This is a genomic window from Arthrobacter sp. ISL-69, assembly GCF_018613775.1.
In the GTDB taxonomy this organism is placed as follows: domain Bacteria; phylum Actinomycetota; class Actinomycetes; order Actinomycetales; family Micrococcaceae; genus Arthrobacter.
In genome coordinates, this window is the sequence record NZ_JAGGPO010000056.1 from 24,255 (window position 1) to 49,952 (window position 25,698).

Below are 25,698 nucleotides of genomic sequence, written 5' to 3' on the forward strand. Positions count from 1 at the left end.
TGACATCAAAGGAGGAACGGATGGTTGCACCGCTAAAAAGCGTGCTCATCGCCAATCGCGGAGAGATCGCGCTGCGCGTCATCAGGGCGTGCAAAGAGCTGGGTATCCGAAGCGTGCTCGCCTATTCCGAGGCTGATGTGGACTCCCTGCCCGTCAAGATGGCGGATCAGGCCGTCTGCATCGGTCCCGCGCAAGCGAAACTGAGCTACCGCGATGCCCGCGCGGTTTTGGGGGCGGCGTTGGCGTTCAAGGTTGATGCCATCCATCCGGCTACGGTTTCCTGTCCGAGAACGCCGATTTCGCCGCCATGTGCGAAGAGGAGGGTGTCGTCTTCATCGGCCCCGCTTCCGATGTCATCCGGCGCATGGGCGACAAGATCGAGGCCAAGAAGATCGCACGTCAGGCCGGAGTGCCCACCGTGCCCGGCTCGGTGGGCGCGATCGCCGAGTTCAGCGAAGCGCTGGCGGTCGCGGGCGAGGTCGGCTACCCCCTCCTCATCAAGGCGGCTGCCGGCGGTGGCGGACGAGGCATGCGCGTCGTGGAAACGGCCGGAACGCTCGAGAAGGACCTGGCGGAAATCATGTCCGAAGCCGAAGTCGCCTTCGGCGATCCCTCGGTGTACATCGAGCGCTACCTCACCGACATCCGGCACATTGAGATCCAGCTGATCTCGGATGGCCACACCGCGCTGCATGTGGGAGAGCGCGACTGCACAGCGCAACGACGCAACCAGAAACTGGTGGAGGAATCGCCGTCGCCGGTCCTGGACGCAGATCTTCGGCAGGGCCTGGCTCAGGCCGCTGTCGCCCTGTGCAAGGAAGTGGGGTATCGGAATGCCGGCACCGTCGAGTTCGTCTTCGATAACGTCGAGCGCAAGTACTACTTCATCGAGATGAACACCCGGATTCAGGTTGAGCACCCCGTCTCGGAGATGGTCAGCGGCATCGACCTCATCAAGCTCCAGTTGCACATCGCCGGGGGACTGCCTCTGGGCCTGGAACAGGACGACATCGTCTTCAGCGGCCACGCGATCGAGTGCCGCATCAACGCGGAAGACCCGGACCGGGGCTTCGCACCCAGCCCGGGGACGATCTCCAACTTCCGCTCACCAGGCGGCTTCGGAGTGAGGATGGACACCCACATCGAATCGGGCTACCGCATCCCTCCGTTCTACGACTCGATGATCGGCAAGCTGATCTGCTGGGGTCAGGATCGCAGTGAGGCAATCGCCCGGATGATCCGCGCGCTCGATGAACTTGTCGTCGACGGCGTCTCCACCACATCCCAGTTCCAGAAAAGGATCCTCGAAAGCGCGGAGTTCACAAGCGGCGAGTTCAACACTGCATTCGTCGCCGAACTCCTGGAGAGAGAGAACGCACGGTGAGTGAGGCGCGGGCGATCGCGACGTAGCGTATGGCGTCGTTCTCAGCAAGGACAGCCCCGGAACGACGTCCGCGAACCGCTCGGCGGCATGACGGTGTTCGAAGTTCTTTTGCATGGGAAGTGGTGCGTTCACCCTCTGGGTCCCCGCGGGGAACTGACGAATACAACAACCAAATCATTCCTACTCACGACGACGAAGGAGTCTTCATGGCTACGAACCTCAAGGTCGAGCAGTCCCCGCGCTCGGTTAGCGCGGCAGCCAGCAAACGACGATCGATGATGGCCAGCACCGTTGGCAACGTTCTGGAATGGTACGAGTGGGGCGCCTATGCTGTCTTCGCACCGTTCATCGCTAAGGCGATGTTCAATTCGCAAGACAGCGTATCTGCCTTGCTCTCGACCCTGGCGGTATTCGCCGTCGGATTCCTCATGCGCCCACTGGGCGGCATTGTGTTCGGGCGGATAGCCGATGTTAAGGGCCGTAAATTTGTATTGATCACAACCATGCTCATGATGGCAGGCGGCTCGCTGTTGATTGGCCTGATGCCCACCTACGGGCAGATCGGCGTCGCGGGTTCGCTCCTGCTCTTGCTGGCCCGCGTGGCCCAAGGCTTCGCACACGGCGGTGAGTCGGCAACTGCCAACACCTACATTGCCGAAATTGCACCCCGCAACAAGCGCGGTCAGTGGGGCTCGATCGTATTCATGGCGATCTTCGGCGGATCCGTCCTCGCCTTCACAATCGGCGGCGGAGTGACGAACATCCTCTCCGATTCGGCCGTTGCCGAGTGGGGGTGGCGCATCCCGTTCCTCTTCGGTGCAGTACTCGCTCTCGCCGCACTGTACATGCGCCGCAGCATGGCTGAAAGCGAGGTATTCGACGGTCAGCAGGAGGAGCAGGCTCTGAACACCGCCCTGGCCCTGGACCGAAAGAAGATCGTCCGATCCATCCTGATGATGATCGGCATGACGGCCGGAATCACGGCAGCCCACTACACATGGACCTCCTACGCGTCGACATATGCCATCACCAGACAAGGCATGGATGCCGAGGGCGCTTATTGGGTCACGGTGTTCGCGCAACTGATTGCACTGGCATCGCTGCCCCTCTGGTGAAAGTTATCGGACAAAATCGGACGGCGCCCAGTCCTCATTGGGTTCCCAGGTGCCATGATCATCGCCCAGATCCCGCTAATGAGTATGATCCACTCCGAACCATGGACGCTGTTCGTGGCCTCCTCACTCGCTCTTCTCATCATCGCAGCCGCTGGCGCACTGCTCTCGTCTGTACTATCTGAAGCATTTTCGACGAAGATCCGTACCCAGGGAATTGGCTTCGCCTACTCGTTCTCCGTCGCGGTATTCGGTGGTACGGCGCCGTATCTCAACGCTCTTTTTAACAGCTGGGAATCGGGCTGGCTCTCGAACATCTACATCATGATCCTTTGTGGACTCACTGGCCTCGTGGTCTACAAACTGCGCGAGACCAAAGGCATTGATTTGAAAGACGCCTAGAAGCTCGCACCAACTATCCCCTTCGACCAATTCATCTGCTAAGAAACCTCCTCTGCCGGGGCCGGACCGCGGATTCCCCTCACGCTCTGGATCGCTGAGTGGCCCGGCAAAAGGTGTTTCCGGGTTTCCTCCATCCTCTGATCTGGCTGCGGGACATCCGCTCCGCTCAGGAAGCACATGAAACCAATTGGCGGATCAACACTGGCTTCGACAGGCCGCTGACCCGTGAGCAGCGAACTGAGGAAGAAAAGTTCGCCCAGCGCGAGGAGGAGATCGTCGCAGGACACGGAGACGTGAGGCCCGCTGCCTACGTGACCAATACTGCAGGGAGGCTGGCGGACCTGGCCCGGCACAGGGAGGAACTGGAGCCGGCGGCCGCGGGAGCCGTCGTCGAATTTCGCCTTCTGGGCCGGATAGCAGTGGGCTGCATTCGCCGCAGGTGCACTCCCGTTCGGGCGGGGTCCACGATGACACGCATAACCCAGTCAGTTGAGTACGCCGTCGGGCGGGAACCGCCAGGAGCGGAAGGAACGACGGCGGCGAGCGGCTGCCGCTGACAGCCAACTCCCAGAGGCGGACGGTCTCCGGTGACTTGGAAGGCATGTTTGACGCACAGTCTACGGTCGCCGTCGACGCCGATGCGCCCATGATGGTGATGGACACTTCTGCGCTGATCGGATCCATCGGAGCAAGCATCGTCCCTGGCGATCGGGTGCGGTGCCACTTGGCTGGAGCAGCCGTCACCAATCCCGACGGCGGCAAACTGTTAGTGGCTTACGACCAAGGCAAAAGGTACTCGGTCTGCTGGCCGAGGCAGACACCAGAATATTATCTGCCGGCAGAAGCACGACGCCATGCGCCTGACGAAAGAAGCCCGGGGCTGTCGGAGGCCGAGTGCGACCACGCAGAGAACCTCCCCAAGGGTGTGGGCTAGCAAAACCATGGATCCAGGACGTGGCATGGACACTGGGCCGTTCCCGCGGTGCCACGATCCATGTCTCCACGGAGGAAATCGAAGGTCATCCAGGGTGCTCCGCGATCCGGCAAAGGTCTCTACGTGGTCATCGATGTCATCCTCGATGCCCCGGGCGCTGTTGTCACGACGTCGACACGCGCCGACAACCCGGTGGTCACTATGAAGGCCCGCGCTACACGCTGCAGGCCGGTCACCGTGTTTGACCACAAGGCATGTCCGGACTGCCGCTGGTCTCCCGTACGCGGTTGCGTGGACCCTGACGTCGCCGCGCCGCGCTCCCGTTATCACCGCGGACACGCAGATGAAGGGAGAGAACGCTGCATGGCAAAAGCGCTATGACGGTCTGCCTTTGTGCCTCTATTCCTTACCGCCCGATCGTGTGAGCCTAAACAGATCTGCAAGCGGCGGGCGCGTGCCCAGGCGAAGATTTATGTGGTTCGGCAACCCTTCAACAATGACGCTGTTTGAGTTCATGTCTACATCAATTGTTAGTCGTGCCTGTCCGGCAAACGGCACGTTTTCCAGGCGAAAGTGTGTTCCCGGCGGTAGCGCGGGAGCCAGCCATAATTCATTCCATATCAGTATGGGGTCAAAACGCAGCAGCAGTCTGATCAGGTGCACGGGTGCGGCCGATGCCCAGGCTTGGGGGGAACACGAGGCGGGGTAGGGGACAGGCACTGGGTAGTTGGAGCGGTCCAGTCCGCAGAACAATTCCGGCAGCCGACCTCCGAAGTGGTCTGCGGCCTCCAATAGCCCGTAGGAGAGCCTCTGCGCTTCTTCGACGAAGCCATATCTCATCAGTCCCGCTGCTACAAGGGCACTGTCGTGCGGCCAAACTGAACCGTTGTGATAGCTTGCCGGGTTGTAGGCGCCCATGTCACTGGAGAGCGTGCGGATTCCCCAGCCGGTGAACATCTGCGGGGACATGAGGTGCTCAGCCACCGATGCCGCCTTGTCCTGGTCGATAATTCCGGTCCAGAGGCAATGACCCATGTTTGAGGCGAGGGCGTCAACGGGTTTCTTGTCACGGTCCAGGGCGATAGCGAAGTATCCACGGTCCGGCAGCCAGAAGGCTTCATTGAACGCTTCCTTGAGTTTTGCAGCTTTAGCCGCGCAGATTTCTGCCGTGTCTGTGTCGCCGTTAGTGAGGGCGATCAGTGCTCGACCCAGGTAAGCGGAGTAACTGTAGGCCTGGACTTCGCAGAGGGCTATTGGCGGCTCGGCCAGCGTGCCGTCGGCAAAGTTGATCCCGTCCCACGAGTCTTTCCAGCCCTGGTTAAGCAGGCCCTGGTCGGTGTATCGGTGGTATTCGACGAATCCGTCACCGTCTCGGTCGCCGTAATTTTCTATCCATGCAAGGGCTCTGTCGGCGGCGGGAAGAAGTTCCTGAACTGCATCATTTTCGAGTCCCCATCGGTTCAGTTCCCCCAAGGCGGCAACGAATAGCGGTGTGGCGTCGGCGGTGCCGTAGTAGATCCCATGTCCGGCCAAGGCTTCCCCCGTGCTGACTCCCAGGCGTACTTCATGCAGGATCCGCCCAGGTTCTTCCTCTGTGAGAGGGTTTACTTCTTTGCCTTGATAATCTGCGAGCGTCCTGAGCGTGCCTAGGGCAAGAGAAGGATCAAGCAGAAGGGACATGTAGGAAGCGAAAAGACTATCCCTTCCGAAGAGTGCCATGAACCAGGGTGCCCCGGCTGCCACTACAGCCCGGTCGGGATGATCGCGGTTGAAGATCCGCAAGGAGCCAAGATCCTCCTGGCTTCGCCTAATCACCTTTTCGACGGCGTCATCCCCCAGGTCAGCCACAGGCATAGCTGCCCGCCACTCTGTTATCCGGCGAAACGGCTCGACGTGGTCTGGAATCTTTTCCTGCAGCGGGAGCTCGCTTCCCGGCCGAGCGTTACCCTCGGCTCCGGTGCCGCCCAAGTACTCTTGCGGCATGGCTGTAATTGTCCACGTGCATTTGCCATGGGCCGGAATCGTGAACGTGGATACCATAGCGCGGTCTTGAACCCGCGCGCCGGGGCAGGTGATGATCATGCCGTGATGATGGCCTTTCCACTCCGATTCCAGGATCAAATGATCGCCCTCAACACGACGTCGCTGTTTCCATCGGCGCGACACGTGACCTTCCTTGACCTCGAACAGATCTGCGAAATCGGTGTCCACCGCCATGGCTATGCTGCAGGGGAAGGGGGCCCGCGAGTAATTACGTACGGTGACCTTCTCTGTCAGTCCACTACTGAGAATTCGTTCCCTTTCGACCAGCAGTGTGCTGTCGGCCCTGTCGCTGCTGCGCACCCCACCGACGAAATGGCCCCTGTATGGCTCCGGCGTGGCGGCGGAGAGCGGTTCAATGGGGTGCCCGTTGATAGTCAGGCTCCATTCGGCAATGAACCGGGTGTCATTGAAAAAGGCTCCCTGCGGCCGCCCTGCGGACATATCGCCGTTGGCTGCGGAAATGCAGAAGGAGGAGCCCTCCAGCAATGTCACCGCGCCGGGTCCGGCAGATCCTGCGAGGTTATCGCTGTTCCAGCCAGCCATCTTCCGACCTCCATCGCCGTTTCCGGGGTACCCGTAGTCCTTAGAACGGCGTTGCTCATTACAGCTGTTGGGGGCGCCCCTTAATGAAAACTATCCGGCTTTGCCAGGGGCAGGGCAAGGCTCAACTATTGCCTGTGACTGGATCAGCCATGCAAATCAGACCACTGTGACTACTACAGGAAGGCTCGGCAACGGACCAGTCCACGGGTCCCACAGAGACGAGCGGTCTAAAAACCGGACCCGAGCCCGCCATAAAGGCGGCCCGCTACCCCTGCGCCGTGTCGGTCATCGACGACGCACGAATCTCAGGTCGTGACGTCCTCGTCTGTCGGCGCTCAAAGGCGTGGGAAGGGGTGACGGGATATCCCCCATGTCAAGGGCCATTAGTTTCTGCCCATAGCGGCAGCGCCGCTCGGCCGCTATGGGCAGTTTTTCATGGCGGCTAACAATCCGCAGGCCCCGGCTCCACCCCAGACCAGAGACGGCATGGACCAAGCCTGCAGCGTCTATGACCCGTCAACGGTTCGACGGGCTGCTCCATCAACGCAGGGTGGGCAGAAAATCTTCGTGGCAGTTTTATTGACCGGCCGGTCTTGTGGATCCTGATGCGGACCACAGGGCAGTATCTATTGGCGAGAATCCGCTGTCCAGTTCGTCAAGACGGCGCATCCGAATTCCTTCAAGGGCGGCGAGCGTCTCTGCTGGTAGCGGGGTTGTAAATACGTTTTCCACGAAGGTGTATTCGGCGGCGAGGCGGCCAACCGGTGCCAGCGCAGCCGTATCGATGCGGCCGCGTTCCAGGTAGAGGTCATCACGGATGTGGAACTGTACGATGCGTCCCCAAACCACGTTATCCGTCTCACCGACAGGAATTATCCGGTCCACCAAGCATTCGTAGGCGATCGGCGCGGACTCTATCCTCGGCACGGAAACAATTTCGCAGCGTGCTTTTTCCAGGCCAAGGAGCTCAAACTCATCTTCATGGGGGGCAAACTCGTAGGCGGACCGGTGAACGGCGTCGGAATTTGGAATCGTTGCCATGTTGACCACGAATTCCCCGGTATCGCGGATGTTGTTGAACGTATCCTTCAAGACCCTTCCATCGGACCTGGGCTGCAGGGTCAGTGAAATCATCGGCGGTTTGCGGCCGACCGCCGTGAAGAACGAGATGGGGGCGATGTTGGCCGTCCCTTGGGGAGAAACTGAACTGACCCAGGCGATAGGGCGGGGGACGATTGACCCGATGAGCAGTTTGTAGGCTGCCTCGGCCGTCAATGAATCGGCGGGAATGATCATGGTGTTCACTTTCGCGGTGATCTGTGGGCGGGACGCCAGCGAGAGAGCGCCCCTGGGCTCCATTGCCCGGCTGTTCGAATGTGATGGGGTATCGATCGACGATGATAGGAGCATATACTCCTAATTTCCTTTTGAACAGGATAAGTTCCTGGGACTCACGTTTTCATTCAGGGCCGGCCGCCGGCATGCTTGGAGGGCGCGGGCGAAAAGGGCTACGGCGCGCTCAGGCCGTCCAGGGATCGAAGCCTGTTCCTAAAACCAGTGACAGCATGCGCCGGAGTTCGGCAGCTTTGGCCTCACCGTAGTTGTGTTCGAATTTGTCCTGGGCTCCGGACCAGAGGGCGAGGGATTCCTCGAACTTGGCCAAACCCGCATCGGTGATCCTGGTCATTTTCTTCCGCCGGTCCTGCTCTGAGGGCTCGACGGTGACCAGACCCGCCCTTGCCAGGGGCTTGAGGTTGGTGGCCAAGGTGGTTCGGTCCATGGCCATGATTTCGGCAAGTTCCGTGACTGACAATGCGCCCTGGGATGCAGTTTTCTGAAGAATCGTGAATTGCGTGGCACGCAAGCCCGTGGGGGCCAGGGCCTGGTCATAGGCTGCGGTCAGGTAGCGCGACGCCTTCCTGAGGGCAAAGCAGTTGCAGGTCCCGTCCAGCTGCGCAATCGTTCCCGCCATGGCTTCCACTCCTGTTCGATCCGACTTGTCCCACCTTAACCCCGCTTCCAGCGAGGTGGGAAAGTCATTGACACTCCCATCATAGGAGCATATGCTCCTATTTGAGATGTGCAGCACGTCACATTCGGATTCCACGAAAGGATGGCTCATGCCAGTATTCGAGGCCCACGTTCCGGCGGGTAGATACACCACCCAGCAGAAGCGCGCTCTGGCCGACGCCCTTAACCAGTCACTCGTGCAGGGGCTGGGGGTGCCTGAGGGCGACCGCTTCATCATGATCACCGAGCACGGAGATGCCGAGCTTTTCCTGCATCCAACGTTCATGGGCATGGACCGCAGCGACGACGCGATGTTCATAACCGTCTTTGTAGGCGCCCACCGGCCCTTGGATGACAAACAAACCCTTGCCGCACACATAAGCAGGCTCGCAACGGAAGCGCTGGGCATTTCACCGGACGACATCTTCATCACGCTGGTGCCTGTCCCGAATGACAATTTCTCCTTCGGCCGGGGCGAACTCCAATTGGCCGAAGTCGCCCCCCGCTGGTAGCCCCTGCAGAGCGGACCGTTCGCCAACTCCTAAGTCAGTTCCACATCCGCCCACATCACGGAAACAATGAGGTTCCCCCATGTCACTTTCCTTCTACACGCACGGATCCGGCCCCGTCCGCGTCCTCTGCGCCCATTCCTGGGTCGCCTCCGGAGTGACTTACGCCCCGATGCTTCCCTTCCTTGACTCCGAAAAGCTGACGTGGGTATTCCCGGACTTCCATGGATACGGGATGTCGTCCTTCGGCGAGGAAGCATCGATCGCCGCTATGGGGCGTGACCTGGTTGCGGTAGCTGATCAGCTCGGCTGGGAAACGTTCCACCTGGTGGGGCACTCGATGGGAGGCCAGGCGGTCCAGGCCGTACTCGCGGATGATCAGAGTCGCTCACGAATCCTGACAGCTTCCCTGATCAGTTCCGTTCCCAGTGAAGGATTTCCACTGGATGCCGAATCCGAAAACCTGTTCCTGAGCGCTGCATCGTCCAAAGCCACGATGCAGGGTGTGGTGAGCACTCTCGCCGGCGGGAAGCGTTCGGAAGGATTCAGCCAGTACGTCGCCGCTCTAACGCAGGCCACCGCGGATGAAGCCACCCTTCGGAGTTATCTCAGGGCATGGACCGCCGATGACGTCTCCAAGAACATCGGTGAATACACCGGGCCGGTTCTGGTAGCCAGCGGAGAGATTGATCCCGTGCTGGGACCGCCCGTGGCAGGCAGGATCGCGGCGCAGTTCTCCCACTCGGAACATGTGATTCTTCCGGGTACCGGCCATTTCCCACCGCTGGAGTCACCGGCGCTGGTCGCTGAGGCAGTCGCCCGGCACATCCTGTCTGCCAGGGTTCTGACAAAGACTCACTCCAACTAATTCAAATGAAAGAACGACCATGACCAGCAACGAAATTGTGGAGGCAGTCAAAACCGCCTTCACCGGTTATGAAGCCAACGACCGCGGTCCCTTGATCAACCTGTTGGCGCCGGACTTCGCTTTCGAAATGTCAGATTCACTGCCTTATGGCGGACGGTACATCGGGCCAGATGAGTTTGTAGCCTACTGGAAGGAAGTCGGCAAAGAATGGGAATACTTCCGCTACCACGCCCACGAAATCATCCATAGCGGGGACTCGATTGTGGTTCCGGTTGCCACGGACGCACTCTCCAAGCGCGGTATACGGATGCGCAACGAACATCTTTTCCTGTTCAAGGTTGCAAACGGGCAGATAGTCCAGGGACGCCTCTACGCAGATACCGCCCGTGGGCGGGACGTCATCGCCGGCCACGAGCCTCAGCGCTTCGAACGCATTACCCTCCCTGGCCGGCAGTAGCGATGACCATTCGTTCCAACGTCGAATTCGAAGGAGAAGACGGTGTCATCCTTCGGGGCTGGTTGTACCGGCCCGAAGGCAGCGGGCTGAAGCCGGCCATCACGATGGCCCACGGCTTTGCAGCCGTGAAAGAGCATGGCCTGGACTCTTTCGCGAGAGCCTTCGCTGCTGAAGGGTTCATTGTTCTGGTTCATGATCACCGAAACTTTGGGACGAGCGAGGGAACTCCCCGCCACGACATCGATCCATGGCGGCAAATCGCTGATTGGCGCCGGGCCATCACGTTCCTGGAGATGCAGCCAGGAGTGGCACCGGATCGCATCGGAATCTGGGGAACCAGCTTCGCCGGCGGCCATGCGATAGTTCTCGGCGCAACCGACCGCAGACTGAGTTGTGTCGTGGCCCAGGTACCCACCATCAGCGGATATGACCAGGGCCAGCGCCGGGTATCCCCGGATGCGACGGCCTCCCTCGAAGCGGCTTTCGCCGAAGACGAACGGCAGCCCTTTAGGGGAGGAGCCCCGCGCAGGACCCGTGTGGTCTCCTCTGATTTGGACGAACCCGCGGCCTACAGGAGCCCGGACGCCATCGATTTCTACACCCAGGTATCGGCCAGGGAAACCTGGGTCAATGACGTGACACTGCGGTCCACCCGGGCTGCACGTTCCTACGAGCCCGGACCTTGGGCACCGAGGGTCTCACCTACGCCGCTGCTTCTCGTTGTTGCCCTGCGGGACACCGTCACAGTCACGGATCTGGCGTTACGGGCCTACGAAAACGCCCTGGAGCCGAAAAGGCTGGTAACGATTCGCGGCGGGCATTTTTCGCCCTACGAAACTGAGTTTCAGGCCGCATCCTCTGCCGCCCTGGCGTGGTTCACGAACAACCTCTAACCGCCGCGGGGCACGGCGTCTCCCGGCATTGTGCCCCCGCCGCCGGCGGCGGGTTCATCCGCTCAACCATCTAATTTACAAGGACGTAAAATGGACATTCTTGAGGACATCGAACATTCGCCCATGAGCCGATTCCAGGTGAGGGCCGTTGCCGTGGCCACCGCGCTCATGATCGTTGACGGCATCGACATCGCCATCGCAGCCTATGCTGCCCCGGCCCTTTCCCGAAGCTGGAACCTGGACCCGGTCACCCTGGGATTCCTCCTGAGTTCGGGGCTCGTGGGGATGGCCGCCGGCTCGCTGTTCCTGACACCGTTTTCAGACCGAATCGGCCGCCGGCGGCTCACCCTTGTGGCTTTGACGATAGCGAGCGTCGGCATGATCCTGTCGGTCTTCGCAGCCGATGTCGTGCAACTCATGGCTTTCCGAGTACTCGCAGGGCTGGGCATTGGTGGCATGATCGCCAACAACAACGTCTTTGTCTCCGAATACTCGTCAGAGAAACGTCGAGGGACGATCTTTGGCATTTACACCATGGGGTTCCCCATCGGAGCCACCCTCGGTGGCTTGATCGCCAGTCCGTTGATTCCGCAGTTCGGTTGGCGTTCAGTCTTCACAGTGTGCGCCGGCATCAGCGTCCTGGTGCTTCTTGTGGCCTGGCGCTATCTGCCTGAGTCGCTCGACTACCTGCTGAGCAGGCGGCCCGCAGGTGCTCTGGCCAGTGTCAACAGCATCATGGTGAAGATGGGACGTCCCGCAATCTCCGCGCTGCCGCCGCAGGCTGCGGACCTGCAGGAACAGGGGAGGATTAAGGAACTTTTCACGGGTCGTACGGCGGCCCGGACACTGTTGCTCTGGCTGGGTTACGGAATGATGATCGCCTCCTACTACTTCGCCACGACCTGGACCCCAAAGCTGATGGCGGCCGCCACCGGGGACGACGCCCTTGGGGTAACCATGGGCCTGATCATCAACATGGGTGGCATTGCCGGCGGCATCGTCTTTGGCGTGTTGGCGTTCTTCGTCAAGGTCCGCCACCTGTTGTTCTGGGGCCTGCTGGTGGCGGCAGCGGCCTACGTCATTTTCGGTCTTGTGTTCAACCAGACGCCGGTGGCCATCCTCGTAGGGGTGGGTCTTGGCGTCATTACCTCTGTCAACGTGTGCGGCTTCTATGCGGCCACTCCAACGCTCTTCCCCGCGGCCCTCCGCGGCACAGGCATCGGCTGGATGATCGGCATCGGACGGCTCGTGTCAATAGTCTCACCGATCCTCGTAGGCTACTTGCTGGCCGGCGGGTGGGCAGCAGAGAACATCTTCATCCTGTTCGCAGCACCGCTTGTCATATCCGCGCTCTCCATGGCCGGGGTCTGGGCCATGTCCGGTCGCGAAAGCGCCAGGGAAAGCAGCCCGGCACTGGTGCACTAGCGACCCCTTCCGCTGGCCGAAAACCAGCCTGGCCTGCCTTGAAAGGTACGGGGGCCTCTGTCGTCAATACGGGTCAGCAGACTCGTCCTGACGACAAGAGGCCCCCGTTTCCGGCGTTAACCGAGCCACCCGGATGTCCGTCCTGGCGGCTAAGCACGTAGTTCAGGGCGCGAAGATTGCCGACGCTTGCGGAAGCCGACCGGTCGCAGAGATTCATCGGCCCTGGATGCGAGCCGAAGGCATGGGGGACAGAGCCCAGTGCACGGCGGCCCGGCTGCTGCCTTTCCAGGCTGCGGCCACAGCACTGGTGACACTGTGGGCTCTGCGGGCATTATGTGCGTGACGCCACTGGGGTAAGCGGCCAAAAGCCGCTGGCCACCGCAGAAGGTACGCGCAGTGTGGCCGATACCCAGTAACAGGCGGAACGCGAAACGGTCCAGGACTGTTGTCCTGGACCGTTTCGCCCCTGCACTGAAGCTCTGTCGCATCCGGTCGGCTGTGTCGCCGTGGTCAGCCTGTCGACTGTGCCCGGAAGTTATCCCGGAGTAGTTTTTTGTCGTACTTCCCCACGGAAGTCCTGGGCAGTGCCTCTACGAAGATCCAATGGTCCGGCAGCCAGAACTTCGGAAAAGCTGCCGAAACGTAGTCCTTCAACGACTGGATGCTTGGGGTTTCCCCGCTGGGAACGATGATCGCCGCGGGCCTCTCCTGCCACTTTTCGTCGTCCACCGCTATGACCGCGGCCTCGCGGACACCGGGGTGGCCTGCAAGGTGGGCTTCGAGGGCCACGGATGAAATCCACTCGCCACCGGACTTGATGATGTCCTTGATGCGGTCCGTGTAGGTGAGGTAACCGTTGGGTGAGATCGACGCGATATCCCCGGTGGGCAGCCAGCCGTCCGCGGTCATGGCATCGCTATGGCCGTGCAGGTATCCACTGGCCACCCACGGGCCACGAAGCTGCAGCTCGCCGGCCGCCCGGCCGTCCTTGGGAAGGAAATTTCCCTCCGCATCAACGATCCTGCTCTGGATCCCAATGACGAATTGTCCCTGTGTGCGCTGGTAAGGAGATAAGGTCCCGAACTCAAACCCCAGTGGTGGAATTCCGGAGGTCATGGTGGACGAGGTTTCAGTCATCCCGCAGCCGTGAAGGATTGCCACGTGGTGCCGGTTCTGCCACCACATGATGAGGGCCTCAGGAACCACAGCCCCACCGGAGGAGATCCGCTGCAGCGACGAGATGTCGTAAGCATTATCTGATCCGGAATCGTAAGTGTAGGCAACATCGCTCCAGATCGTGGGGACTCCCGCCCCGAACGTCGGTTTCAGCGCCGTTATGGCTTCCAGCAGGCGTATCGCCTGGTTGAAACGATTGGTCAGAACAAGGTTGCTGCCCACCATGAAGGCGGAGAAAATCAGGTTCCAGCCCATCACATGGAACATTGGAACTGCCGGCAGGATGGTGTCCTGTCTGGAAAGCCCGAACTGGGCGGCGCTGGTGTTCATTAGGGAATGCAGCCAGATCGAGCGGTGGCTGTACACCACGCCCTTTGGGCGCCCGGTCGTTCCCGAGGTGTAGCAAAGAGCGGCGGCGGAGCGCTCAGGGACACGTACCCAGACGGAAGCGGGCGCGCTGTTGTTTATCAGGTCCTGATAATGCAACACGTTGATTCCCGCGGCGGCTATGGCTTCGAGTTGCGCGCCGGTGTGTTCCCCGGGTTCGCCGTTTGCGTAGTGAATTACTGCCCGCACACCTGGCGTGTGCTCAATGGACTTCACAAGCGTGGCCAAGAGCATGTCGTCGACAATGATGACGGAAGTTCCGGCGTCGTTGATGCACCAGGTGAGGTCATCCGCGCTGAACCGTGGATTCAGCGTGTGAAGGACTGCGCCCAGACTGGGAATTGTCAGGTAGCACTCCAAATGCTCGCGCGTATTCCAGGCGAGCGTACCTACCGTGTCGTCCACTCCTACGCCAAGGGAAGCCAATGAGGTACCGAGCCGTGAACAGTTTTCAGCGACAGCTGAAAAGGTGGTTTCCTGGACTCCATTTTCCAGGAGGGTGAAGACTTTACTGTCGCCGAAACTGCCCGCCCCATGCTCGAGTATGTCGACTACGCTGAGCTCAACATCCTGCATGGTCGACTTCATCCTGCTCCTCCCGAGCGGCTGTTTACGATGGTGCTCATGTCAGCAGTCTCCTGTCGCTTCAGGGAAAGGCCCATAATCTCGGCCGCCCGCTGCGGCGTCGCCACGGTACGGCCGAGGGATTCAACGATGCCCTTCATGGTCTCGAAGACAGCAAGATTCGACTCGATGCGGTCTGTACGGTGGGGCCACATGTAGTAGGTGTCCTCCATTCCGATGCGGACGTGAAGTCCCATCAGGACTGCGAGGGTCGCCAGGTGGAGGGAGGCCCGCCCGGCGGCGCAGACCATGATGACGCCGTCCGGATCGATGTCCCGGATGGCTTCGACGATCCGGGTCAGTCCGGAAATCATCTGCCTGTGGTTGTTCATGGGACTGCCGCCGGGGAGCGCGGGCAGGACAAGCCAGGTGGCCGGCAGCGGAATCAAGCCGCTCTTGATGAGGAGGCGGTCGGCGATATTGACGTCGGCATCCGTGTAGACGGCGATTTCGGCAACGCTGCCGGCTTCCCTGATGAGGCGGGCCTTCTCGAGGATGATCGGGGCAGGCTTCGCAAAAAGTGAGTCACCGATATAGGTAGCTGTGGCATTGATGGGGGCAGCGTCGAGAAGCCCCAGGCCCAACATTTCCTCCATCTTTTCCCACTCGCCATCGAGTGCCGGCACGAGGCAGCCGTCGACCGGCAAATCAGGGAACTCTGCATGCAGGGGTTCAGTGACCTCTTTGAAGAGTTCGGGGGAGAGGACGTTGTAACCGGCTTCATCCCGGACATGGAGGTGGACTGTGCTGGCGCCCGCTTCAGCAACCTCGCGTGCTGACGCCAGGATTTCCGACGGCGAGATGGGTTGGTTGGGATTCTCCTTTTTACCGAAGAACGCCCCAGTGATTGCCACGGAGACGATGGTCTCGGTTGGAATGTCCGACCAGGGCTGTGACGTGGGTACGTCGTGGAACGACGAGCCTTCCAGGTCCATGATGTGGGGTGTGCCGTAAGGGCGCCAGATCATTTTGTTCTTTTCCCGCGCCACGCCACGCTGTACGCGGTCCCAGTCAATGGTTCCCATGTTGCTTCCCTTCATTGCGAGCTACTTGGTAGTAACGGCTATATTTACTTAACATTAAGTAAGTGCCGATACGCTTATTTAACGTTAAGTAACCTAGGGCGTCAAGGTCGGCGGCCCAACGGACGGAACGTGGGCGGTCCCGCGTATCCTGCACTAGGCTCATGGATTGGGAAGGGTGGCCAACGTTGACCAAAGCGACATCGGGCAAGAGCAGATTGCCCAACAACAGGGAGTCTCTCCTGACGGCCGCAGCCCGGCATTTTGCACTTCAGGGGATCAGTGGAACGAACCTGAAGAGCATCGCCTCCGAAGTCGGAGTCTCGGCGCCTGCCATTTACTACCACTTCGAGTCCAAGGAGCAATTGGCTTTCGAGGCCTTCCATTGGGCCATGTCCGAATTTAATGAGTACGTCCGCGCCCGAACGGCCAGTACGGATCCGACGCTGCGCATGGCCGAATCAGTCCGGGCCCACGTGCAGTTCAAGCTTCAACGGCCCGAGATCGCCATGGCGTACAGCGTACTCATGGGAACCAGCGACCGACTCCAGGATTTCAACGCTGAGTATCGCGGAAGCCTAAAGTCCCTGGAACGCGAGTATTACAACTTCCTGCACAGGACGGTAGATGCGGGCCTGGCGGCTGGACAATTCCACGCCGCAGTTCCGTCGTTGCCGGTCTTCGCCATCATCTCAATGTGCGAGCACGTCCCCACATGGTTCAGTCCCGCGGGACCGCTGTCGATTGAAGAGGTGAGTAAAAACTTTGCGGACTACGCGCTTGGCATCCTTAAGGCGACTCCCGAGGACCGACTGCGCGCAGCTGATTGGCTGGCAGTCCTTACCCGCGAATCCGGCGGCAGGGCCTAAAAGAAGGGTCCAATGCCAGCGGCCGAGACGATGGCAATCTGCCACCCTGCTGGTTCTCCATGCACGGGCTCTCTGAATTCCGGCGTGGTCCACGCCGTAGGTTCCACCAGTGTCAGCCGGACCGGGCCTTTGTCTTTGCTGAACCTGTCCAGTGCACCCTGAGGACCGTCCAACGATCCGGGGCCGCCTGTCAATGAGCCGGCCTGCGACGATCGCCGTTGGCTGTGTCCTGCTGCCGATTACCGCGCCGCACACCGTGTCCAGGACGTCTCTGTGTTTGACCTTGGACCAAATTCTCTGCCCGACGTCGTAGGTTTGGGCGGCCCCTCTGATCAAGTCGAGCGTGTTGAAGCTATGCGGGCAGTCCCAAACAAGCCGCTAACTCAGCCGGGACCGGGCAAGGCCGGACACGACCGCCCCGCCCGGGCTGAAATAGTTGTCCTTGCCACTGTCAGCTCTCCGGCGACGTCGTCCGGATGGACTGGCAGAACTCGAACGTCACCGAGATGCATGGCGAGCCATGTGTGCCGGCACGCTGTTCTTTGAAGCGCTTGTCGTGGCCGAGGTTGTGCCATAGGCCCTAGAGGGATAGCGGGGGAGTTTGAGTCCGCTGCGGCCGACTCGGCGGTACGGCGTGGCTTCATAGCGGTTTCCGCTGCCGAGTACGTCATGGTGCCTTTCTGCCTGCCGTTCGAGGAAGCCGAGTCGGCGAACTACCCGTTGTCAGGTACGCCAGGGCCGCATCACAGTTCCGGTGAAGTCCACGTGGCGCGTTCGTCGGTGACGTGCAGGGTCTGTGCCGGTTCGATGGGAGTAAGCATCGTGGTTCCCTTGCTTCTCAAAACTCTTCCGTACCTTCGGCCGCAGAGGGCCGCTGTGACGTCGTCCTGGCCGGAGTGCGCGGTCCGCATCCTGCCTGTGTCGTACCTTTCGTGTGGTCAGTTGGTTCTGGTGACGCGGTAGAGGACCACTTGATCGGGGTGGATTCTGGGGGACGTGACTCCCACGTTCGACAAGACACTGCCGGGGAAGCTGGCTCCGGGAAAGTTCACGTCGTTCTGGGCGGTTCCGCGCAGGGAGGTACATTCAATTGCCTGGCCGGCCGCTGTTGGCTGGCCCCACCACGCGGGTGGCTGGAGTCCGGAGGGGGTGGCCCCTGTGGAGACGGGTTCCACCAGGTAGGTTGCGTGCGGGTCGAGTCCGCGGATTTTCAGGCGCCCGGCAGGATCCGGGTAGAGGCTGTCGAGTGCCGCGGCTGCGAAGATCGCACGCGAACGGTCCTTGCTGACGACGCCGTGGACCATGACGTTCGAATCGGGGCCGTCCATTCGGACGACGTCGCCGTCCAGCAGGAGGCTGCGTTCCTGCTTGTAGAAGGCGATCCACCCGCGCAGGCCGTCGAGATCTTCCTCGCTGGCGTGGGCGAGGTCCCACTCAACGCCGAGGTGTCCGAAGATGGCGGTGCCGGCACGGAACGCCAAGTCGTGCTGGCGGCCGGTGGTGTGGGAACGGCCCGACGCGATGTGGGAGCCCATGTACTCCGGCGGCAGCAGTTGCGTGGTCCAGCGGAGCATGGTCTGTCGGTCGTGCGGGTCGATGTTGTCCGACACCCAGACCCGGTCCGTGTGTTCCAGCACGCCGAGGTCGACGCGGGCGCCACCCGACGAGCATGATTCGATCTCCAGCCCCGGATGTAGTGACCTGATTTCCCCAAGCAGTGAATAGAACGCCAGTGTCTGTTGGTGGACGCCTGGGCGGCCTCCGTCCAGCTGGTTGCCCGCCTCGATGAGGTCGCGGTTATGGTCCCACTTGATGTAGTCGATCCGGTACTCCGCCAGAAGGGCGAGGATCTGCTTTCTGACGTGTTCGTAGGCTTCAGGGATGCCGAGGTTGAGGACCTGCTGGTGGCGCGACTCCACGGGCCAGTCGGTGCGGGCGGCCATGATCCATTCCGGGTGCGCGCGGGCGACGTCGCTGTCCGGGTTGACCATCTCTGGTTCAAACCACAGGCCGAACTGCATGCCGAGTTCGTGGACACGGTCAACCAGGGGGTGGAGCCCGGTGGGCCACACGTCTGGGGAAACCACCCAGTCGCCCAGTCCGGACGTGTCGTCGCGTCGTGAACCGAACCACCCGTCGTCGAGCACGTACCGTTCGACGCCGACGGCGGCGGCGCGCTCAGCCAGGTCGATGAGCTTGTTCTCTTCGTGGTCGAAGTAGACGGCTTCCCAGACGTTGAGCGTTACGGGCCGCTCGGCGGTAACCCGTGGCGTGCGGCTGCGCACATGTGTGTGGAAGCGGCGCGCGACCTCGTCGAGTCCGGCCCCGTACGAGGCATAAATCCAAGGGGTTGTATAACTCTCGTCGCGGCCCAGCCTAACTTCACCGGGCAGGAGCAATTCCCCGCCGCCGAGCAGCTGCTCGCCAGTGAAGACGCGCTCGGCGTAGTGCTGGTGGTTTCCACTCCACGCCGTGTGGACGCCCCAGACGTCGCCGCTACCAAATCCGAATCCAGGAGTTCCTGCGTGCAGAATGTACGCACTGTCGGCCCCGGTGCGGCCTTTGCGGTTCTCGCGCAGGTGCGTGCCGGTCCGCAGGGTGCCACGCTGCGGGATCCGTTCATAGTTGTGGTTGCCTGCGAAGTCCAGCAACTCTGTGGCCTCCGCGGGAATCGGGAAGGACAAGGCGAGATCGTCGACAGTGTACGTCTTGTCGCACAGGTTGGTCAGTTCCGCCCGGCTGCGCAGCAGGCCGCCCGGGAGCATCTCCAGCGTCAAGTCCAGGCGCAGCCGTCCGGCGTCGTCAAGGGCACTGATTTCGAGGAGGCCGGCGCCGGAGGTGGTGAATCCTGTGACCGGTGTGCCGTTCAGGGACACGGTGTCAGTGCGGAACTTGGTCGACCATCCGACGCCGTCGAAGGAGCCGCGTAATCCGGGGCGTCCTGTCCAGCCGCCGTGTTGCCCGGGCAGCAGGCTTGGCCGGGGCGGCAGGTCGACGGTATTGGACCCGGTCACCGGAACGCTGGCCCCAACCAGAGCCTGGGCCTGTTCGGCAGTCAAAGCCGGAAGTTCGGCTCCCCAGTGGACGACGGCGGGCAGCTGGCCGTCCGTGGCGTCTATCAGGACTGACACTCCGGCTGCGGTCAGCTGCAGGATCGCGCCCTGGCTATCGGTTGGCATAGAACTCCTCATGCGTTGGTGCGGTCAAGACCGGTGTGGGCTAGCGCTCGTTGGCGGTGCTGGTTTGTGGTGGTGCCGTGGTCAGGCTGCCGCGTTCCGGGTCCCAGTGGACTGGTGTTGGATCGGACACGACACCGTCGAAGGAGCCGTCGGTGTTGGCATCATGGCAGGCCATCATCAGCCATTGGCCTGCACGGTCCCGGATGAGTCGGCCGCTGTAGAGAGGTGCAGTCGTGACCACTGCTGCCGATCCGACGTCGTAGGGGCCGCTTGTTTGGTCCGTTTCCAGGCTCCAGATCCCGCCGCCGCCGAACCCTTCGGCCTTCCTGACAGCGAGGGTGTCCACGCCGCAGGAGAACAACAGGACGGATCGGTCGCCCATGACCACGGTCTGCGGAACCTCAAGGTGTCCGAAACCGGCACTGGGCTGGCTTAGCGGGGGCCTGACCTCCCAGGTCTCCAGGTCAGCGGATACAGCGTGCCCGATGACCCCGCGGTTGTCGACGTCTCCGTCCTTTGCCCTGGCTGTAATCAGCATGTGCCAGCCCTCGCCGGCCGGATCGGCAAACACCCACGGGTCCCGCCAAGCCTCTTCCGGCCAGGTCGAATCACCGTATCTTTCGTACCAGCGTCCGTCCGCTTCAATCACGACGGACGGGTGCTTGGTCCAGGTGTGGAGGTCGGGGGACGTGGCGACGCCAATGGCCTCGATGTTGTGTGACTCGTAGAACCGGGCGCCGGTGTAGAACATCCGCCAGATTCCGTCGGGGCCTCTGAGCACGCTGCCGGTCCAGGTTGAGGTCGCGTCAAAAGCATCCGGGTCATCGGGCTGAAGGACGACGCCGTGCGAGACCCAGTTGCTCAGGTCCCGTGAGGTGGCATGTCCGATCCGTGCGTTGCGGTGCCGGAGCGCCGGGTCGCCGAGGCTCTTTGGAGCATGTAGATAGTACATGTGGTAGATGGAGCCGTCGTCGGCTAGCCAGAAGTCCCACACCCAGGAGTCCTCGAGACTGAAAACCAATTTAATACACCTAACTGCTTGTGGCCGGCCGCTCGGGCCGCCGTGGGAAGTGTTAGCCCTTGACTGCGGAGCTGCTGATGCTGGCGACGAACCAACGCTGGAAGATCAGGAAGACCGCCAGGACCGGCAGGATGAACATCGTTCCGAAGGCCAGTACCTGGCCCCACTCAGGCGGCTGCTGGTTTTGGAAGATGCCGATAGCCAGCGGCAGCGGCCGGACGGTGGGGTCCGAGACCATCAGGACAGGCCACAGGTACGATCCCCACTGGGCCAGGAAGGTAAGAATGGCGACAGTGGCAAATGCGGGCCTGGTGATGGGCACCACGACCTGGAAGAACGTTCTGAACGGCCCGGCACCGTCAAGGCGGGCAGCTTCTTCAATCTCTCCGGGAACGTCGAGGAAGAAGGTATAGAACAGGAAAATCGAGAACGCGTTGGCAACGAACGGGATCGCCTGGATGAAGACGGTGTCCCGCTGGCCGGAGAACATGAAGTACAGAGGCAGGGCGACGGCCTCGAACGGGATGATCGTCAGGACAATCACCAGCAGGAAGAGGATCTTTTTCCCGCGCCATTGCATCCTGGCGAAGGAGTAGGCCGCCATGGAATTCACGACCAGGCTCCCTGCAACGACCGCGGTAGTGACAATCATTGAGACGGCCGCGAACTGCACGAAATACCCGGTGGCATCGGAACTGAGGTGGTCGAAGACGCCCGTGTAGTTGTCGAAGGACAGGTTCGTTGGAACGAAGCCGCTAAGTCCGCTGAGAACCTCGGCAGACGGGCGGAAGCTTCCAACAATGAGGTAGTAGACGGGCAGGAAGAAGAACAGCGAGACCACGCCCAGTATCAGGTAGTGGAGGGCGGTTTGCCAGCGTCGAGTGCGTTTCATGCTCCCGCCCCGCCGTCCTGGTTTCAAGGCCTTGGACATCGTCATCAGACGCCTCCTCGCTGGCGCGCCACGGCGCGTTGAATGATTGCTATCACGGTGATGATCAGCATGAATATGACGGTCATTGCGGCAGCCTGACCCACGTTGTTGTTATCGAACCCGGTGTTGATGATTTGCGTCATCACGGTCTCGGTCGAACCGCGGTCAACGCTCCCGGAACGGCTCAGGAGATACACCTGGTCAAAGAGCCTGAACGAGAAGATCGTCGTGATCAGAGCAACGAAGATCAGGGTGTTTCTGATACCGGGCACGGTGACGTTGAGGAACTGGGCCCACTTGCTGGCACGGTCCAGCGATGCCGCCTCATACAGTTCGGTCGGTACGCTTTGCAGCGCAGCGAGAACGATGATCATCTGGAAGCTCACGCTTTGCCAGATCGACATGACAATGATCGATCCCAGCGCCGTGGAGGGATCGCCGAGCCAGTCGTGGCTGGACAACGCGCCGCCGCTGAAGAGCCCCAGGATGGCGTTCAGGAGTCCCTGGTCTCCCCTGGAGTAGATGAGCCGCCAGATCACGGCTGTCAGGGCCAGCGGGAACACCAGGGGCATGAAGATGAAGGTTCGGAAGATCACCATGCCGCGCAGTTTGCGGTTGACGAGTACGGCCAGGGCCAGAGCCAAAACCGTTTGCACAGGTACGACAATGAGGGCGAAAGTGAAGTTGTTCAGCAGTGCCTGGCCGAAAGCTGCGGCCAGGTCAGGATCGGTGAAAAGGCGGGCGTACTGTTCGAATCCAACGAAACGGGCCGGACGCGGGCTGTTGAGCTGCACCCGGTAGAAGGACAGCACGAGTGCGAGCACGAACGGTGCGACGAGGAAGATGGCGAGTCCGAGCAGGGCCGGGCTGGCGAAGAGGGGGCCCGCGAACCGGTGTCCGGAAAGACCGGCGGAGGACCGTCGCCTTGCCGGCACGGTGGGGGCCTGGAGCTGTTGCGTTTGAGTGGTCATGATGGAGGCTTTCGCTGGGAGCGAGTCCGGAGAGGTCCGGCCGACCGCCATGGTTGCGGCGGCCGGACGACTGCCGGAGGTCTATTTCTTGTAGCCGTCGTTGTCGGCGAAGTTCTGGTCGATGGCGCGGGCGGCGGCGCTCAGTGCTTCCTTGGCGTCCTTGCCTGCGTAGATGGCCGCCTCGGCCTTGCCCACCTGATCCGTGACGGTGGGGTAGCCTGCGGTCACCGGTCGGGTGACGCTGACGCATGTGTCGTTGATCTGGTCCTCGGTGCCGCATGCCTTGCTCAGCTGATCACCAAGGAGCTGCAGCTGCTTTCCAGGGCCGTAGAGGGCGGATGTGGCCAGTGCCGTCTTGGTCGCGGGAGGGGCACCATTGGCGTCGGTGTAGGTTTTGACGCTGTCGTCATTCATCATGAAGTCCAGGAACTTCCCCGCCGCAGCGCCGTTCTTGGAAGTGGCGCCCATGCCCCAGGCAAAGGTTCCGGATGCGGTCTTTGTTCCCTTGCCGAAGTTCGGCAGGGGGATGGAGACCAGATCGCTGCCCAGGGCCTTGTATGTGGGGTAGGTCCAGTGCCCGACCCAGCTCAGAGCGACACGTCCGCTCGTGAACGCCAGTCCGTCCGCGTTAGGATCCGTGTACTTCTTCCAGCTCGCGAACTGCGTCAGGGACTTCACGTTGGCCTCTGAGTTCAGCGCCCCAGATGCCTTGTTGTCCTTGAGCATGGTGCCGCCGCCGGACCAGATGACCGGCCCGGCCGAACAGCAGGTTCCCCATTCGCCGGCAAAACCGTACTGCTCCGAAAGATCCAGTGGCTTTCCTCCCGGGACCACAGTGGCGAGCTTGCCCAGGACTCCCGTGAACTCCTCAGCCGTCCAGGCCTTTTCCGGGGTGGTCGGGTACGCAACACCTGCGGCGTCCAGGAGTTTCTTGTTGCCCCACAGGGCAAGGCCGGCGTTCATCATGCCTACGCCATACACGGCGTCATCGACAGTGTTCTGGGCCTTGATCGAGTCTGTCTGGTTCGACAGTGTTCCGTCGGACACGGAGCCTTTCAGCGGGGCCATCTTGCCGTTGTAGACGAAGCTGGCCAAGGTAGGGCCATCGAAGTCCAGAACATCGGGCAAGTCACCCGGCGCGGCAGAGTTCACCGCCTTGGTGTACTGGTCGGAGGGGAAGAGCTTGAGATTCACTTTGATCTTGCTCTGAGAGCTCTCGAAGTTCGAGACGATCTTCTTCAGCGCGTCGTTCTCAGCCGCCTGACCGTCGACGGCCCAAACATTAATGGTGCCTTCACCGGAGCCCGCCTCAACGGAAGGACCGGTACTGCCGGTTCCCGGGCCGCCGCAGCCGGTCAGAGCCAATGCCGCGATGGAGACAGCGGCAGCCGCGGTGAGGATCCGCGCCCCGCTCGGAGATTTTGGAATGGTCATCATTGATCCCTTCGGAGAATGTGAAATTTTCTGGAAAGCGTTCAAAATGCCTGGGACATCATCAGGCGAGAAGCGTGAGGAGGATCACTACTCATGGGCTTGAACACGAGTCTACGCGGGTAGACTGGTGTATGCAAGCATCATTATTTGCCAAGCAAATAAAGGCTCAAACGCGACAATTAGTGGTTCAACGCGGGTAGACTGTGGGAACAAGGGAGTGGGAGGGTGGTCTTCGTGGGAAGTCTGCAGGTACAGGCCGGATCCGGAAAAGTAACGCGAACGGACGTTGCCCGCTACGCGGGGGTGAGCACGGCAGTTGTCAGCTATGTCATCAACGGCGGCCCCAAGCCGGTCGCGGCAGCAACTGCGGCCCGGGTGCGCGAAGCCATCAAGGTGCTCCACTATCAGCCCAATGCGACCGCCCGGGCCCTGACCATGGGCTCGGCGCGGCTCTTGGGGATGATTGTCCCTGACAGTACGAACCCATATTTCGCTGAGCTTACGGACGCCATCGCGCAGGCGGCTGCCGCCCGAGGCTACGCACTCCTCGCCGCCAACTCCCGCACGGATGCAGACACCGAGCGGCAAAACACCCTCAACCTCGTGTCGCGGCAGGTCGACGCGATCATCCTCGCTACAGTGCTCAGCCCAAGTGAAGTCGCCGCCATGGCGGTCCAGGGAATTCCCCGGGTGCTCGTTGACCAGTCCAGCTCTGTGCACGGCATACCCACGATCAGTACCGACTTTGAACAGGGAGCGGCCATAGGTGTGCAGCACCTTATCGGCCACGGCCACCAGGACATTGCCATTCTGGTCGGCCGGGACATCGACCCCTCCCGCGTGGACCCGCGACATAACGGCTGGAAGAAGGCGCTGCGCAATGCCGGCCTGCCCGAGGGGCCCGCGGAATTCACCGACTTTACGAGGCAGGGCGGTTACGAGGCCACCCGCCGACTGCTGGAGCTGCCGAAGCCGCCCACGGCGATCTTCGCGAGCTCTGACCTGCTGGCGGTAGGCGCCCTGCGCGCCATCCATGAAGCCGACCTGTCCATACCCGACGACATTGCCGTCGTCTCGTTCGACGGAACGTCCGAATCGGAATTCAGCTGGCCTCAGCTCACGACTGTCCGGCAGCCCATCAGCCAGATCGCTGAGGCAGTTATCGAAGCGGCCCTCTCCCACGACGACTCAGACGGGAAGATCCAACTTCTCGGCACAGAGCTCATCATCCGCCGGTCCTGTGGCTGCTGACGCGGCAGGCGCGTAGTTGCGTTAATCGCCCGCGTGTTGACGGTCCCGCGGAAGGGTCCCCAGATGGTCTCGGACGCTCCCGGTGACTGAGGTGCCGCTCAGTGTCTCGAATGCCGGGACGGTCATGTTGATGACCATGACCGCCCCGATGATGTTGGCTAGCAGCGCATCGTGCGCGCTCGTCACGAACTTGTCCTCTTCTCTTTTTGCTCGTTTGGGCCGAGGCTCAGGCCGTGAGGAATACCAGCACTTC

At 61.3% G+C, this 25,698-nt stretch carries 22 protein-coding genes and 2 pseudogenes; 12 read left to right on the forward strand and 12 right to left on the reverse strand.

The window, feature by feature from the left end; translation table 11 throughout:
* Window positions 1–20 precede the first annotated feature (20 nt).
* From J7I79_RS25060 to J7I79_RS23490, 5 genes and pseudogenes are all read left to right on the forward strand, one after another.
* Window positions 21–298, forward strand: a pseudogene (locus J7I79_RS25060) (biotin carboxylase N-terminal domain-containing protein); the annotation flags it as partial.
* Between the two features lie 9 nt (window positions 299–307).
* On the forward strand, window positions 308–1,384 hold the full coding sequence (locus tag J7I79_RS23480) for an acetyl/propionyl/methylcrotonyl-CoA carboxylase subunit alpha (protein WP_214957586.1): 1,077 nt from the start codon (window positions 308–310) through the stop codon (window positions 1,382–1,384).
* 206 nt (window positions 1,385–1,590) lie between these two features.
* Complete coding sequence (locus J7I79_RS23485) at window positions 1,591–2,499, forward strand: MFS transporter (protein WP_251043210.1); 909 nt, start codon at window positions 1,591–1,593, stop codon at window positions 2,497–2,499.
* Between the two features lie 15 nt (window positions 2,500–2,514).
* The gene (locus J7I79_RS24475) at window positions 2,515–2,898 is read left to right on the forward strand and encodes an MFS transporter (protein ID WP_311380659.1); all 384 of its coding nucleotides are present in this window, start codon (window positions 2,515–2,517) and stop codon (window positions 2,896–2,898) included.
* A 601-nt stretch (window positions 2,899–3,499) separates the two neighbouring features.
* Window positions 3,500–3,832 (forward strand): hypothetical protein, encoded by a 333-nt coding sequence (locus J7I79_RS23490; RefSeq protein ID WP_214957587.1) that lies wholly within the window; start codon window positions 3,500–3,502, stop codon window positions 3,830–3,832.
* Between the two features lie 399 nt (window positions 3,833–4,231).
* Here the strand turns inward: J7I79_RS23490 and J7I79_RS23495 are convergent, their stop codons facing one another.
* From J7I79_RS23495 to J7I79_RS23505, 3 genes are all read right to left on the reverse strand, one after another.
* The gene (locus J7I79_RS23495; RefSeq protein ID WP_214957589.1) at window positions 4,232–6,418 is read right to left on the reverse strand and encodes a glycogen debranching N-terminal domain-containing protein; all 2,187 of its coding nucleotides are present in this window, start codon (window positions 6,416–6,418) and stop codon (window positions 4,232–4,234) included.
* Between the two features lie 576 nt (window positions 6,419–6,994).
* Window positions 6,995–7,714, reverse strand: a complete 720-nt coding sequence (locus J7I79_RS23500) for a flavin reductase family protein (protein WP_214957591.1) — start codon at window positions 7,712–7,714, stop codon at window positions 6,995–6,997.
* Window positions 7,715–7,937: 223 nt separating this feature from the next.
* Window positions 7,938–8,390: a MarR family winged helix-turn-helix transcriptional regulator gene (locus tag J7I79_RS23505; protein ID WP_214957593.1), complete on the reverse strand. Its 453-nt coding sequence runs from the start codon at window positions 8,388–8,390 to the stop codon at window positions 7,938–7,940.
* A 148-nt stretch (window positions 8,391–8,538) separates the two neighbouring features.
* On the opposite strand from J7I79_RS23505, the gene J7I79_RS23510 reads away from it, so the two are divergent.
* The 5 genes from J7I79_RS23510 to J7I79_RS23530 all read left to right on the forward strand — a co-directional run bounded on the left by J7I79_RS23510 (window position 8,539) and on the right by J7I79_RS23530 (window position 12,580).
* A complete protein-coding gene (locus J7I79_RS23510; protein WP_214957595.1) occupies window positions 8,539–8,940 on the forward strand; it encodes a tautomerase family protein in 402 nt (133 codons plus the stop codon).
* Between the two features lie 79 nt (window positions 8,941–9,019).
* Entirely contained in the window at window positions 9,020–9,805 is a 786-nt protein-coding gene (locus tag J7I79_RS23515) for an alpha/beta fold hydrolase (RefSeq protein WP_214957596.1), read from the forward strand.
* Window positions 9,806–9,824: 19 nt separating this feature from the next.
* Window positions 9,825–10,262: a nuclear transport factor 2 family protein gene (locus J7I79_RS23520; protein WP_214957598.1), complete on the forward strand. Its 438-nt coding sequence runs from the start codon at window positions 9,825–9,827 to the stop codon at window positions 10,260–10,262.
* 2 nt (window positions 10,263–10,264) lie between these two features.
* Window positions 10,265–11,155 (forward strand): alpha/beta hydrolase, encoded by an 891-nt coding sequence (locus tag J7I79_RS23525; RefSeq protein WP_214957600.1) that lies wholly within the window; start codon window positions 10,265–10,267, stop codon window positions 11,153–11,155.
* A gap of 90 nt (window positions 11,156–11,245) precedes the next feature.
* On the forward strand, window positions 11,246–12,580 hold the full coding sequence (locus J7I79_RS23530; protein ID WP_214957602.1) for an MFS transporter: 1,335 nt from the start codon (window positions 11,246–11,248) through the stop codon (window positions 12,578–12,580).
* Between the two features lie 510 nt (window positions 12,581–13,090).
* Here J7I79_RS23530 and J7I79_RS23535 read toward each other — a convergent pair.
* Entirely contained in the window at window positions 13,091–14,731 is a 1,641-nt protein-coding gene (locus J7I79_RS23535; protein ID WP_214957604.1) for a long-chain-fatty-acid--CoA ligase, read from the reverse strand.
* Window positions 14,728–15,792 carry a 3-keto-5-aminohexanoate cleavage protein gene (locus tag J7I79_RS23540; protein ID WP_214957606.1) on the reverse strand — a complete coding sequence of 355 codons (1,065 nt, stop codon included), beginning with the start codon at window positions 15,790–15,792 and terminating at the stop codon, window positions 14,728–14,730. Before J7I79_RS23540 ends, J7I79_RS23535 begins: the two co-directional genes overlap by 4 nt.
* Window positions 15,793–15,977: 185 nt before the next feature.
* On the opposite strand from J7I79_RS23540, the gene J7I79_RS23545 reads away from it, so the two are divergent.
* Window positions 15,978–16,658 carry a TetR/AcrR family transcriptional regulator gene (locus J7I79_RS23545; RefSeq protein WP_214957607.1) on the forward strand — a complete coding sequence of 227 codons (681 nt, stop codon included), beginning with the start codon at window positions 15,978–15,980 and terminating at the stop codon, window positions 16,656–16,658.
* A gap of 529 nt (window positions 16,659–17,187) precedes the next feature.
* Here the strand turns inward: J7I79_RS23545 and J7I79_RS25065 are convergent.
* From J7I79_RS25065 to J7I79_RS23570, 6 genes and pseudogenes are all read right to left on the reverse strand, one after another.
* Window positions 17,188–17,329, reverse strand: a pseudogene (locus J7I79_RS25065) (aldo/keto reductase); the annotation flags it as partial.
* A 267-nt stretch (window positions 17,330–17,596) separates the two neighbouring features.
* Window positions 17,597–19,837 (reverse strand): alpha-galactosidase, encoded by a 2,241-nt coding sequence (locus J7I79_RS23550; RefSeq protein ID WP_214957609.1) that lies wholly within the window; start codon window positions 19,835–19,837, stop codon window positions 17,597–17,599.
* A gap of 40 nt (window positions 19,838–19,877) precedes the next feature.
* Window positions 19,878–20,858, reverse strand: coding sequence for a glycoside hydrolase family 68 protein (locus J7I79_RS23555; RefSeq protein ID WP_214957611.1), 981 nt, complete (start codon window positions 20,856–20,858; stop codon window positions 19,878–19,880).
* 52 nt (window positions 20,859–20,910) lie between these two features.
* A complete protein-coding gene (locus J7I79_RS23560; RefSeq protein WP_251043212.1) occupies window positions 20,911–21,750 on the reverse strand; it encodes a carbohydrate ABC transporter permease in 840 nt (279 codons plus the stop codon).
* 44 nt (window positions 21,751–21,794) lie between these two features.
* On the reverse strand, window positions 21,795–22,760 hold the full coding sequence (locus J7I79_RS23565; protein ID WP_214957614.1) for a carbohydrate ABC transporter permease: 966 nt from the start codon (window positions 22,758–22,760) through the stop codon (window positions 21,795–21,797).
* 81 nt (window positions 22,761–22,841) lie between these two features.
* Window positions 22,842–24,194 carry an extracellular solute-binding protein gene (locus tag J7I79_RS23570; RefSeq protein WP_251043213.1) on the reverse strand — a complete coding sequence of 451 codons (1,353 nt, stop codon included), beginning with the start codon at window positions 24,192–24,194 and terminating at the stop codon, window positions 22,842–22,844.
* Between the two features lie 234 nt (window positions 24,195–24,428).
* Here J7I79_RS23570 and J7I79_RS23575 point away from each other — a divergent pair, with 234 nt between their 5' ends.
* Window positions 24,429–25,445: a LacI family DNA-binding transcriptional regulator gene (locus tag J7I79_RS23575; RefSeq protein WP_311380658.1), complete on the forward strand. Its 1,017-nt coding sequence runs from the start codon at window positions 24,429–24,431 to the stop codon at window positions 25,443–25,445.
* 21 nt (window positions 25,446–25,466) lie between these two features.
* Here J7I79_RS23575 and J7I79_RS23580 read toward each other — a convergent pair whose 3' ends face one another.
* A complete protein-coding gene (locus J7I79_RS23580) occupies window positions 25,467–25,631 on the reverse strand; it encodes a hypothetical protein (protein WP_214957619.1) in 165 nt (54 codons plus the stop codon).
* Window positions 25,632–25,698: the final 67 nt, after the last annotated feature.